Here is an 11,182-nt window from a genome sequence, read left to right on the forward strand (position 1 = left end):
GACCGCCGTGTCCACAACCGCACTCGGCGTCGCACTCGTGGGTGCCGGCGCCGACCACTGGGGCGCCACCGCCCACATCCCCGCACTGCACGCCGTCGAGGGGGTGCGGCTGCACACGATCGTCAGCTCGTCGCCCGAGGCGGCCGAGCGGGCGCAGCAGCGCCACGGCGTGCCCGCCACCCACGAGCTGCGCCGGGTGCTCGACGACGCCTCCGTCGACGTGGTCACCGTCACCCTGCGGGTGCCGCAGCACGCCGCGGTCGTCGAGGCCGCGATCGCCGCCGGTAAGCACGTCTACTGCGAGTGGCCGCTCGCCCGCAGCACCGACGAGGCCAGATCGCTCACCGCGCTCTCCGCCGCCCGGCCCGACCGCGTGCACGTCACCGGGTTGCAGGGCCGGTTCTCACCCGCGCTGCGCACGGCCGCCGAGCTGATCGCGGACGGACGCATCGGGCGGCCGCTCACCGGCAGTGTCGGCGTCTACATGAGCCTCGGGATCGTGCCGCGACCCGCGCACCGGGCCCACCTGCGGCACGCGTCGGTCGGCGCGAACGTGCTGACCATCCACGGCGGGCACGTGCTCGACATGGTCGAGCACGTGCTCGGGCGGGCGACGGTGAACACCGCGCGGATGTGGTCGGCCGTGCCGGAGTTCGTCGTCGACACCGGCGAGGTGCTGCCCCGCGACGCCCCCGACAACGTGGTGGCGCTGCTCGACTTCGGCGAGGCCGAGCGGATCCCGGTGTCCGTGCAGCTGTCGCACACCGCGGCGGCGGAGGGCTTCACGTTCGACGTGCACGGCACGCAGGGCAGCATCGCGCTGCGCGCGACCGGCCAGCCCCAGTTCGGCAACCTCACGCTCACCCTGACCCCGCTCGGCGGCCGGTCCGAGACGATCGCCCCGCGGCCCGGGCTGCCCTACGTCTCGCCGCTGCCCGCCGGGCACCCGGGGGAGAACGTGGCGTCGCTGTACGCCGCGCTGGCCGACGCCGTCGCCACCGGGGGCAGCGACGGCCTCCTGCCGCGGTTCCCCCAGGCCGTCGCCCTGCACGAGCTGGTCGACGCGATCGCCGGCGCAGCCGCCGACCGCCCGTTGACACGGCTCTGAAGCCCCCACGATACTGGCGCGCGCTTAACGCACTTCCATGGCGCATAGCGCACATCCCCGACGACGTGGAAGGTCCCGATGAGTCCGATCCTCGAGTACCGCGACGTGTCCAAGGTCTTCTTCAAGGGGAAGACGCAGGTCCACGCCCTCTCCCACGTGACAGCCGAGGTCGGCGACGGCGAGCTGCTCGCGATCGTAGGACCGAGCGGCTGCGGCAAGTCGACGCTGCTCAACCTCACCGCCGGCCTGATGCAGCCCGGCACCGGGGAGGTGTGCTACCGCGGCCGCCCGGTCGACGGCGTCAACACCCACGTCAGCTACGTGACCCAGAAGGACAACCTGCTGCCGTGGCGCACCGTCGCGGAGAACGTCGCGCTGCCGCTCGGGCTGGGCGGGCGGCGGATGTCCAAGGCCGAACGCGCCGAACGGGTCGCGCACTACGTGCGGATGGTCGGGCTGGAGGGGTTCGAGGAGCACTACCCGAGCGAGCTGTCCGGCGGCATGCGCAAGCGCGCCCAGCTCGCCCGGTCGCTGGTCTACGAGCCCGACGTCCTGCTCATGGACGAGCCGTTCGGTGCCCTCGACGCCCAGCTGAAGCTGGTGCTGCAGGCCGAGCTGCTGCGCACCTGGGAAGGCACCGGCAAGACCCTCGTCTTCGTCACCCACGACCTGACGGAGGCGATCTCCCTCGCCGACCGCGTGATCGTCATGTCGGCTCGGCCCGGCCGCATCCGCGCCGTCGAGCACATCGACCTGCCGCGACCCCGGGACGTGTTCGGCATCCGCTTCGCACCCGGGTTCGGCGACTACTTCGACCGCCTCTGGTCCGCGCTGCGCGCCGACCTCCACCAGGGACAGGAGATCTGAGCGATGACCGAGATCGCCGCCCGGCCCGAGACCCCCGCTCCCGCCAAGGACGGCGCTGACGACGAGGTGTTCCTCGTCGACCCGAGCATCCGCGCTCGGCGCCGGGAGAACATCCTGGTCGCCGTCGTGCGGGTCGCGATCGCCGTGGTCGGCCTGCTCGCCTGGGAGTTCGCGAGCGGCCGGATCATCTCCGAGTTCTGGATCTCCAGCCCGTCCGCGGTGTGGGCGGCGCTGGTGCGGTTCGTGGAGAACGGCCAGCTCATGCCCGCCGTGCAGGCGACCGTGGTCGAGACGGCCGTCGGCTTCGTCGTCGGCGCGGTCGCCGGCATGCTCGTCGGGCTGGTCTTCGGGATCAGCCCGCTGGTCGCCCGCATCCTCGATCCCTACTTCACCGCGCTGAACTCCATCCCGCGGGTCGCCCTGATCCCGCTGTTCATCCTCTGGTTCGGCATCGGGTTCGAGACCAAGGTCGTCTTCGCGGCGACCCTGGTGTTCTTCCCCGTCATGCTGAACACGTTCGCCGGTGCGCGCGACGTCGACCGCGACCTCATCGACGTCATCCGCGTGATGGGCGCGACCCGGCTCGACGCCGTCCGGCGGATCTTCGTGCCGTCCGCGCTGGTCTGGGTGTTCGCCGGGCTGCGGATGTCGGTGCCGTTCGCACTGATCGGCGCCGTCATCGCGGAGATGTTCACCTCCAACGCCGGCCTCGGCTACCTGATCTCGATCAGCGCCAACCAGTACGACACCGGGGGCTCGTTCGCTGCGCTCCTGGTCACCACTGTGCTCGGTCTGCTGCTCACGTTCGTGGTGAGCGTGCTGGAGCGGCGCGCCCTGCGCTGGCGCCCCGCCGTCGACTGAACCCCCCATCCCGAAGGGAATGACCGACGATGTCGTCCGTTCTCCCGCCGGCCCCGAGCCGGAGACGATTCCTGCAGCTCTCGGCCGCCGCGGGTGCCGCCGCGTTCGGCGCCTCCGCGCTGGCGGCGTGCGCCTCGCCCGACCCCGACCCGGCCGCGGCGGCGTCCGGGAAGGTCAAGCTCACCCACGCGTCGATGGATCCGCTCGTGCTCTGGGCGGTCACGTACCTGGCCGAGGACCGCGGCCTCTACCGGGAGGAGGGCCTGGAGATCGAGCGGGTGCCGCTCGGCGGCGGCCCACCGGCGCTGGCCGCGCTGCTCACCGGCGCCGGGCAGGCGAACCTGTCGGCCCCTGGCGAGCTGCTGGCCGCCGTCGGCAAGGGGCAGGAGCTCAAGGTCCTCATGGCCCACACGAACAGCATGCCGTCGCTGTTCGTGGTGAGCCGGGAGTACGCCGCCAAGATCGGCATCACCGGGGACAGCCCCGTTGAGGAGCGGCGGATCGCGATCGGCCGCGTGCCGGGCGGCCGGTTCGGCATCACCGCGCCGGGCAGCCAGACCGACGGGTTCACCCGGCTCGCGCTGCGCCAGGCCGGGCTCGACCCGGCGACCCAAGCGCAGATCGTGCCGCTGCAGAACGGGGCGAACATGCTCGCCGGCCTGGCCAACGGGCAGATCGACGGGTTCGTCGGGGTGCCGCCGGTGGGGGAGAAGGCGGTGGTCGAGTTCGGTGCGGTGCCGCTGCTGCTGAACCAGGCCGGTGAGATCGAGGGCGGGCAGCGCATGCAGGGCATGACGATGCAGGCGCGGGCCGAGGACGTCGAGGCCCACCCCGATCTCTACCGCGCGCTGGTGCGCGCCGACGTGCGGGCGATGCGCGAGCTGGTCGAGGACCCGGCGGGCGCCGGTGAGCTGCTGCGCCGCACCAGGTTCGGCCAGATCGAGGAGCCGGTCTTCGCGTACGCCTGGGACCTCATCCAGCGGGCGTGGGGCTCCCCGTACGTCACCGCGGACTCCTTGACCGCGTGGTTCGATCTCGGCCTGGTCGCCGACGCGAACCCGGCCGGCTTCCCGTTCGACGAGGTGCTCGACATGCGGTTCGTCGACGAGGCGCTGGGCTCCCTCGGCTGGACGCCACCACACGTGTGAATGCGCACAAGTTGAGCGCATATCGCACTGGCGTATGCTCGATCGCAGCGAATGGGGGGGTGAGTGTGAGCGTCCAGCCCGACGGGGAGCGTTCGGCCGGTCTGTCCCGGCGCTCGGTCGTGCAGTCGGTCTCGCGCGCGTTCGGCCTGCTGAACCTGCTGCGGGACGCGCAGGCGCCGATGTCGGTGCTGGAGCTCGCGCGCGCGGCCGGGCTGGACCGGACCGTCGTCCACCGCCTGCTGCGCTCCCTCCTGCAGGAGGGGATGGTGGTGGAGGAGCGCGGGCTGTTCCGGCTCGGCCCCTCCCCGATCCTGCTCGCCAACCGCTACCTCGACGATCTGCTCGTGCGGCGGCTCGCGCTGCCGTACATGGTGGAGCTGCAGTCGGGCGAGATCGCCGATAAGCCGTGGACGGCCACGCTGTCCGTGGCGGTCGGCGACGTCTCCGCCGTGATAGAGCGGATCTGGACCCCGACCACGCCGCTGGACCTCGTGCTCAGCGTCGGCGACACCTTCCCGATCCACAGCACCGCGACCGGCCGCAGCATGCTCGCCTACTACCCGCCAGAGCGGGTGGTGGAGCTGCTCGGGCCCGAGCGGGCGGCGGACCTGGAGCCCGTGCTGGAGGCGGTGCGGGCCGCGGGGGGTGTCGGTGTCTCGCGGGGCGAGGCGGTGCCCGGGGTGCAGGCCATCGCCGCGGCGATCGTCTCGCGGCGGCAGACGCCGATCGCGTCGGTCAGCGTGTCCGGGGTCGACCTGGAGGACCAGATCGAGATCGACTCCCGGCTCGCCTCCACGCTGCGGCGGGCCGCCGCCGCGATCGGGCAGATGATCCCGTAGTCCACCGATCGGCCGAGCTCACTGATCGGCCGAGTTCACCGATCGATCGGCTCGTCGGCGAGGATCCCGCGCTCGGTGAGGTGGTCGGCGAGCAGCTCGCCGGCGTTGCGGATGTGCGCGGTCATGGCGTCCCGGGCGGCGCGCGGGTTGCGGTGGCGCAGGGCGCGCAGCAGCGGCAGGTGGTCCTCCGGCGCGGCCTGTGCCCAGCCGGCGACCGACGACCACGCCCAGAAGGGCGCGTGCCGGATCGTCAGGCGCACCAGCCACTGCAACCGGTTCGTCCGGGCGGCCCGGTTGATCAGGGCGTGCAGCTCCCACTCGATGCCTTCGGCGGCCGGGTCGCCGCACCGGGTCGCCGCGGCGAACTGCTCCTGCAGCGAGTGGAGCTCGTCGATCTCCGCATCGGTGAGCTGCTGCGCGGCGCGGGCGGCCAGCTCGCCGGCGAGGTAGGCGTGCGCGTCGTAGATGTCGAGGAGGTCCTGCCGGCTCATCTGCACGACGCGGAAGCCGCGCCCCGGCCGTGCCTCGACGAGCCCTTCGCTCGACAGCGCCATCAGCGCCTCGCGCACCGGTGTGGCGCTGACCCCGAAGCGGGCGGCGAGGTGCTCGGTGCGCAGCGGTGCGTTCCCGCGCACCTCGCCGCTCATGATCATCTGACGGATGCGGAACGCGATCTGGGGGGTCAGCCGTCGAGTCGGGTCGATCGCCGGATCGCTCACGTCCTCTCCTATCCGTCAGGTGGGTGCGGCAGGTCGACCAACTCTATAGAGTTTGAGGAGGCTTGACGGACGATTCTGGGGAGTTCTATGTACGAGCGGTCGAGTCTCTACAGAAACGGCGCATGGGTTGCTCCGGCGTCCGATGAGCGGATCGAGGTCGAGAACCCCACCACCGAGCAGGTGCTCGGCACGGTCCCCGCGGGCACGGCCGCGGACGTCGACGAGGCGGTCCGGGCCGCGCGGGCGGCGTTCCCCGCCTGGTCGCAGACCCCGGTCGCCGAGCGTGCCGCGATCCTGCGCCGGATCCGCGACGGCCTCGCCAAGCGCCAGGACGAGATCGCCGAGACGATCTCCACGGAGATGGGCTGCCCGCTGCGGATCTCCCAGAAGATCCAGGCCGCGCTGCCGCAGACGGTCGTCGGCTCCTACGCCGACGTACTGGAGTCCTTCGAGTTCGACACCCGCGTCGGCAACTCGATCGTCGCCCGCGAGCCGGTCGGCGTGGTCGGGGCGATCACCCCGTGGAACTACCCGCTGCACCAGATCACCTGCAAGCTCGCGCCCGCGCTCGCCGCGGGCTGCACGTTCGTGCTCAAGCCGAGCGAGATCGCGCCGTACACCGCGTACCTGCTGTTCGAGGTGCTCGACGAGGCCGGGCTGCCGGACGGCGTGGTGAACCTCGTGACCGGCTACGGCCCCGTCGTGGGCGAGGCGCTCGCCGCGCACCCGGACATCGACGCGATCTCGTTCACCGGGTCGCTGCGCGCCGGCAAGCGGGTCGCCGAGCTGGCCGCGCAGAACGTCACCCGCGTGACCCTGGAGCTGGGCGGCAAGTCCGCCAACGTCCTGCTCCCGGACGCGGACGTCGCCACCGCCGTCAAGGTGGGCGTGTCGAACGCGTTCCTCAACGGCGGACAGACCTGCATGGCCTGGACCCGGATGCTCGTGCACGCCGACCGGTACGACGAGGCCGTCGAGCTCGCCGGGTCGATCGCGGCCGGATTCACCCCGGGCGACCCGCTCGACCCGGGCACCAAGCTCGGCCCGCTGGTCTCGGGGGCGCAGCGCGAGCGGGTGCGCGGCTACATCCGCACGGGCCTCGAGGAGGGCGCGCGCCTGGTCACCGGCGGCGCGGAGCCGCCGGAGGGGATCGAGCGCGGCTACTACGTCGCCCCGACCGTGCTGGCCGACGTCGACCCGAACTCCACGGTCGCCCAGGAGGAGATCTTCGGCCCGGTCCTGTCGGTGATCCGCTACACCGACGAGGAGGAGGCCCTGGAGATCGCCAACAACTCGCAGTACGGCCTGTCCGGCGCGGTGTGGTCGGCCGATCAGGACCGGGCGCTGGCGTTCGCGCGCCGGGTGCGCACCGGTTCGATCGACGTCAACGGCGGCCGGTTCAACCCGCTCGCCCCGTTCGGCGGGTACAAGCGCTCGGGCATCGGGCGCGAGCTGGGCACCGCCGGGCTGGAGGAGTTCCTGGAGCTGAAGGCCATCCAGCTCTGATCAGCCGCAGCTGCGCCGGGCCGGGGTAGACCCGGCTCCGACTCATCGGTCCACATCTGCTGTTCTCCTTACGCAACGAACGGCACTTTCGTCCACTCCGAGTGGACGAAAGTGCCGTTCGTTGCGTCTACCAGCCTGCTCACCCCTCGGAACCGAGCTCGGCGCGCGGTGCGTCGACCGCGAGCGGGACCGGTTCGCGGTGAGCGGGAAGTCGACCCGCGGCCGCCGAGGCGTCGAGAACCAGCATTGCGTGGTCCGATCGGTGCTGCGGTGGGCGCGGCTGCGGCATCCCGCGGTGTGCACGACGAGACCACGGGGCGCGTTCTCGTCGATGCACCGGAACTCTGCCCGGAGATAACCCGTGCGGTTCGGTCTCGTCGTTGTCGGCGAGCATCCGAGGACGTCAGCAGGCCGGTCTTCAGTCCACGGCGTTGATGCGAGGTCGATGTGGGGTGTCGGCTTCCATAAGGCGGTCGACTCGCCGGAGCCGTTCGCACCGTGCAGCAGCCGGCCGCGGCGAAATGCAGCGCTTCGTCCTCGTCGCTGTGGACCTCGAGGATCCCGGCACGTGCTGGCCGCCTTCGGGGCGGCCGGTGTGATGACAGCGTCTCGTCCCAGGTGGTCGTGAGCAGGTGGTCGTGAGGCCGCCGCGGAGCACCGGCAGAAATGCGCCGCTGCCGGTACCGCCGAACTCGGCAGTACTCCGCGGCGGTGAGGGCGATCACGCCACGGAGTGGCACACGAGATCCACGCCGAGTGATCCCGGTCGAACGCGGGTGGCCCGATGCGACAACGCTGGACGGGCGATGCAAAATGGGAGCCGGGGGGTTCATCGGATCGAGCCACCGATCCGCGTGGATTCCCGGCGTCCATGTTCGGTACCGGCAAGCGGAACGGGAAGAGATGGCTGAGAAGGTCGTGGTCCGGTGGGTCGATGACCTGTCGGGCGAGGAAGTCTCCGAGAACGAGATTCAGACCGTGCGATTCGGTCTGGACGGCAAGGACTACGAGATCGACCTCGGGCCGGAGAATGCCGAGCGCCTGCGCGGAATCCTGGGCGAGTTCGCCGCGGCGGCGCGCAGTGGACGGTCGCGCCGCGGTGGCCGGGCGGCGAAGGCTCCGGTGGTGGCGCCCACCCGCCGTCGTGCGGAGGACACGAGCGGTGCCCGTGCCTGGCTGAAGGCGAACGGTTACGAGGTCGCCGACCGCGGGCGCATTCCGCAGAACCTGATCGACATCTGGCGGGAGAACAAGGACAAGCCGCAGGCGCCGAAGAAGGAAGCGGAGAAGTCCGACGAGCTCGACACCAGCGACGCCGCGATCCTGGCCTGGCACAAGGACAAGGGCTACAAGGTCCCGGAGAGCGGCAAGGTGAACGGCCTCATGCGCCACCGCTACCTCAAGGAGCACAAGCTGGCCTGAAACGCTCGCAGAGGTCCGCTCACGGGGTCCGGGGATCGGCGACCAGGCCCGCCTTCCGCGCGACGACGACGGCCTGAGCCCGGTCGCGCAGGTCGAGCTCGGCGAAGATGCGCCGCACGTGGGTCTTCACCGTCGCCATGCTGATGGAGAGCTCGGCGGCGATCTCGGTGGTGGAGCGGCCGGCGCCGATCCGGGCCAGCACTTCGGGTTCGCGATCGCTGAGGTCCACCAGCCCCGGCGGGAGCACGGGTGGGGTCGGCGGCCGCGCGGCGAAGTGCCCCATGCTGCGGGCCAGCACGGTGGGGGAGACCACCGGTTCCCCGGCGGCGGCCCGGCGCACGGCGTCCACGACACCGTCCGAGGTGACGTCCTTCACGAGGAAGCCGACGGCACCGGCGCGCAGCACGTCGGCGATGTCCTCATCGGAGTCGAACGTCGTCCGCGCCAGCACGCGCGCCGATCCGGCGACCCGGCCCGTCGCCCCCACACCGCCCATGCCGGGCATGCGCAGGTCCATCAGCACCCCGTCGGGCCGCAGCCGCGCGACGGCGGCGACAACGGACTCCCCGTCGGCCGCCTCGCCCACCACATCGATGCCGCCGAGCTCGAGGAGCAGCCGCAGCCCCTGCCGCACCAGGGCCTGGTCGTGGACCAGCAGGACGTGTGTCACTGCACGACTCATCGCACCACCCGGACCGGCTCGGCGGACTGCGTCACCTCGACGGTGAACCGGCCGTCGTCGGCGGAGGCGGTGTCTCGCCGCCGGGCAGCTCGGCGCGGTAGCGCATGCCGGTGAGGCCGCGGCCGGGCGCGGCCGGTGCCGGCCCGGCGCCCGGGCTGGACGCCCGCACGCGGACCTGGTCGGCGGACCGGCCCACGGCGATGTCGACGGGGAGCCCGGGGCGTGGCTGCCGACGTTGGTCAAGCACTCGCCGAGGATGCGGCCGACCGCCAGTTCGATCGCCGGCTGCCCGGTCCACGGCGCCCCGGTGACCACGAGCGAGCAGGGGATGCCGTTCTCGTCGGCGCGGCGCACGAGCTCGTCGAGCCCGTCGGACGGCGGCGCGTCGACCGGGGCGAGCGCGCGTCGAGGGTGCGGCGGATCGAGGCGAGGGTGCGGTGCGCGGTCTCGCGGACCGCGTCTCGACCGGCGCCGCGGCCCGCTCGGGTGCGGAGCGCAGCGCCGCCGCGGCCGCCTCGGCCTGGATCGCGATCAGGGTCAGGTCGTGGCCCACGACGTCGTGCAGCTCCTGCGCGATGCGGGCGCGCTCCGCGCCGACGGCGGCCTCCTGCACCTTCCGGCGCTCCTCCTCGAGCTGCGCGGTGACCGCGGCGAGGGCGGCGTTGCACGTGCGCTCGCGGGCGACGACCCGGCCGGCGAGCACCGGAGCCCACGACGATCAGCACGGAACTGATGAGCGCGATCGGCTCCTCCGGGCCAGGAGCGTGCCGGCGATCCCGCACGCCGTCGCACACGCGGTGGTGGCCACGACCGCGGCCGTCGGGCGGCTCCACGCCCCCAGCGCGGAGAAGACCAGCGCGGCGGTCACGAATCCCAGCACCGGGAAGCCGTCGAGCGGGATCACCCAGAACGCCGCGGAGATCGCCGCGGCCTCCACGGGGCGCACCTGCCGGCACGCGAGCGGGAGCGTGGTGCCGAGGACGAACACGATCGCGACGACCAGGGGTGCGAACGGCGCCACGACGGCCTGGACCAGCCCGGCGGCGGTCAGCAGCGCGGCCAGCACGGCGTCCACGCGGGGGTGCGCGCAGCCGGTCCCACCCAGGCGGTCACGGCGCACAGGGTAGGGCCGCGGGTACCCCTCGCGGATCAGCCCGAGGCCTGAGCGTCGTCCAGCCCGCGGATCGATGTCCGGGCATGCCTGCGGTTCCTGGCGTCCGCCCGACGACTCCGGTTCGGGAAGGACGACGATGACCACCTCCACTCCACTGCCTGCCGCGACCGCACCGCTGGACGCCGTCCGGCTCAGCACCCGCTTCGGCGTCGCGTTCGGGATCTGCCAGTTCGCGACGATGATCGGGATGACGCTCTTCGTGCTGCCCAACGGCGGCGCGCCGGGCTTCGACGTGGCCCGCGGGCAGGGCGTCCACGACGCCGCCGATCTCTACCGGATCGGCAACTACGTCTGCATGGTGTCGGGTGTGCTGCTCGGGTTCCTCGGCGCGGTCGGGACCCGGCTGCGCCGCATCGAGGTGACGGGCACGCTCGGCCGTCGCGGTCGCGGTCGCGGTCGCGGCCGGGGCCGTCGTCGCCGCCGTGCGGCCGTTCGTCGCGGTGCTGCACGACGTCGCGACGACACCGCCGACGCCGGCGCGGACCTGCGCATCCTGGCGGCTTGGGACTCGGTGGCGCCGTACTCGCTGGCCTTCTCCGCCCTGCCGTTCGTCGGCGCGATCGTGCTGGCGCTGCGGCAGGCCCGCACGACGCCCTGGCTGGTCCGGACCGGCGGCGTCGTGCTCGTGCTGAGCGCAGCGGGCGCCGCGACGTCGCTGTCGGGGTTGCTGTTCCCGCTGCTGGCGCTGAGCACGCTGGGGCTCGAGCTGTGGGTGATCGCCCTATCCGTGACCTGGCGGACCTGACCCACGTCGGTGTCCTCCGATCGATCGACAGCGGGATCGTCCACCGCACCGGCCGTGTGCCCGACGGTGGTGGCGGCCGGTTCGCGGGATGTTCGTGGCACCGGGGAGACA

The 11,182-nt window shown here is 72.5% G+C and carries 13 protein-coding genes; 9 read left to right on the forward strand and 4 right to left on the reverse strand.

The window, feature by feature from the left end; genetic code table 11:
* The first annotated feature begins 7 nt into the window (after positions 1-7).
* The 5 genes from BUE41_RS04320 to BUE41_RS30015 all read left to right on the forward strand — a co-directional run bounded on the left by BUE41_RS04320 (position 8) and on the right by BUE41_RS30015 (position 4,823).
* Complete coding sequence (locus tag BUE41_RS04320; RefSeq protein ID WP_159444855.1) at positions 8-1,108, forward strand: Gfo/Idh/MocA family protein; 1,101 nt, start codon at positions 8-10, stop codon at positions 1,106-1,108.
* 78 nt (positions 1,109-1,186) lie between these two features.
* On the forward strand, positions 1,187-1,975 hold the full coding sequence (locus BUE41_RS04325) for an ABC transporter ATP-binding protein (RefSeq protein WP_084754366.1): 789 nt from the start codon (positions 1,187-1,189) through the stop codon (positions 1,973-1,975).
* Positions 1,976-1,978: 3 nt separating this feature from the next.
* Entirely contained in the window at positions 1,979-2,836 is an 858-nt protein-coding gene (locus BUE41_RS04330) for an ABC transporter permease (RefSeq protein WP_084754368.1), read from the forward strand.
* Between the two features lie 29 nt (positions 2,837-2,865).
* Positions 2,866-3,984 carry an ABC transporter substrate-binding protein gene (locus BUE41_RS04335; RefSeq protein WP_073455505.1) on the forward strand — a complete coding sequence of 373 codons (1,119 nt, stop codon included), beginning with the start codon at positions 2,866-2,868 and terminating at the stop codon, positions 3,982-3,984.
* A 65-nt stretch (positions 3,985-4,049) separates the two neighbouring features.
* A complete protein-coding gene (locus BUE41_RS30015; protein ID WP_073455506.1) occupies positions 4,050-4,823 on the forward strand; it encodes an IclR family transcriptional regulator in 774 nt (257 codons plus the stop codon).
* A 35-nt stretch (positions 4,824-4,858) separates the two neighbouring features.
* On the opposite strand, the gene BUE41_RS04345 is transcribed toward BUE41_RS30015, so the two are convergent.
* On the reverse strand, positions 4,859-5,542 hold the full coding sequence (locus BUE41_RS04345) for a GntR family transcriptional regulator (RefSeq protein ID WP_084754374.1): 684 nt from the start codon (positions 5,540-5,542) through the stop codon (positions 4,859-4,861).
* Positions 5,543-5,629: 87 nt separating this feature from the next.
* Here BUE41_RS04345 and BUE41_RS04350 point away from each other — a divergent pair, with 87 nt between their 5' ends.
* Complete coding sequence (locus BUE41_RS04350) at positions 5,630-7,048, forward strand: aldehyde dehydrogenase family protein (RefSeq protein WP_073455508.1); 1,419 nt, start codon at positions 5,630-5,632, stop codon at positions 7,046-7,048.
* Positions 7,049-7,951: 903 nt separating this feature from the next.
* Positions 7,952-8,470: a histone-like nucleoid-structuring protein Lsr2 gene (locus BUE41_RS04355; RefSeq protein ID WP_073455509.1), complete on the forward strand. Its 519-nt coding sequence runs from the start codon at positions 7,952-7,954 to the stop codon at positions 8,468-8,470.
* A gap of 19 nt (positions 8,471-8,489) precedes the next feature.
* Here BUE41_RS04355 and BUE41_RS04360 read toward each other — a convergent pair whose 3' ends face one another.
* Together BUE41_RS04360 and BUE41_RS31675 are read right to left on the reverse strand one after the other, a co-directional pair.
* Complete coding sequence (locus BUE41_RS04360) at positions 8,490-9,152, reverse strand: response regulator (RefSeq protein ID WP_073455510.1); 663 nt, start codon at positions 9,150-9,152, stop codon at positions 8,490-8,492.
* Positions 9,153-9,183: 31 nt separating this feature from the next.
* A complete protein-coding gene (locus BUE41_RS31675) occupies positions 9,184-9,399 on the reverse strand; it encodes a hypothetical protein (RefSeq protein WP_234996947.1) in 216 nt (71 codons plus the stop codon).
* A 297-nt stretch (positions 9,400-9,696) separates the two neighbouring features.
* On the opposite strand from BUE41_RS31675, the gene BUE41_RS31680 reads away from it, so the two are divergent.
* Positions 9,697-9,885 carry a hypothetical protein gene (locus BUE41_RS31680; protein ID WP_234996948.1) on the forward strand — a complete coding sequence of 63 codons (189 nt, stop codon included), beginning with the start codon at positions 9,697-9,699 and terminating at the stop codon, positions 9,883-9,885.
* Here BUE41_RS31680 and BUE41_RS04370 read toward each other — a convergent pair.
* Entirely contained in the window at positions 9,871-10,227 is a 357-nt protein-coding gene (locus BUE41_RS04370) for a hypothetical protein (RefSeq protein WP_143171962.1), read from the reverse strand. The genes BUE41_RS31680 and BUE41_RS04370 overlap by 15 nt on opposite strands.
* 175 nt (positions 10,228-10,402) lie before the next feature.
* On the opposite strand from BUE41_RS04370, the gene BUE41_RS04375 reads away from it, so the two are divergent.
* Complete coding sequence (locus tag BUE41_RS04375) at positions 10,403-11,071, forward strand: hypothetical protein (protein ID WP_073455513.1); 669 nt, start codon at positions 10,403-10,405, stop codon at positions 11,069-11,071.
* The last annotated feature ends 111 nt before the right edge of the window (positions 11,072-11,182 follow it).

Source organism: Pseudonocardia thermophila, assembly GCF_900142365.1.
Classification (GTDB): domain Bacteria; phylum Actinomycetota; class Actinomycetes; order Mycobacteriales; family Pseudonocardiaceae; genus Pseudonocardia; species Pseudonocardia thermophila.

Excerpts from the sequence above, each read along its gene's own strand:
- BUE41_RS04325 (WP_084754366.1), top strand. The coding sequence starts at position 1,187 with ATGAGTCCGATCCTCGAGTACCGCGACGTGTCCAAGGTCTTCTTCAAG.
- BUE41_RS04330 (WP_084754368.1), top strand. The coding sequence starts at position 1,979 with ATGACCGAGATCGCCGCCCGGCCCGAGACCCCCGCTCCCGCCAAGGAC.
- BUE41_RS04335 (WP_073455505.1), top strand. The coding sequence starts at position 2,866 with ATGTCGTCCGTTCTCCCGCCGGCCCCGAGCCGGAGACGATTCCTGCAG.
- BUE41_RS04350 (WP_073455508.1), top strand. The coding sequence starts at position 5,630 with ATGTACGAGCGGTCGAGTCTCTACAGAAACGGCGCATGGGTTGCTCCG.
- BUE41_RS04355 (WP_073455509.1), top strand. The coding sequence starts at position 7,952 with ATGGCTGAGAAGGTCGTGGTCCGGTGGGTCGATGACCTGTCGGGCGAG.
- BUE41_RS04360 (WP_073455510.1), bottom strand. The coding sequence starts at position 9,152 with ATGAGTCGTGCAGTGACACACGTCCTGCTGGTCCACGACCAGGCCCTG.
- BUE41_RS04375 (WP_073455513.1), top strand. The coding sequence starts at position 10,403 with ATGACCACCTCCACTCCACTGCCTGCCGCGACCGCACCGCTGGACGCC.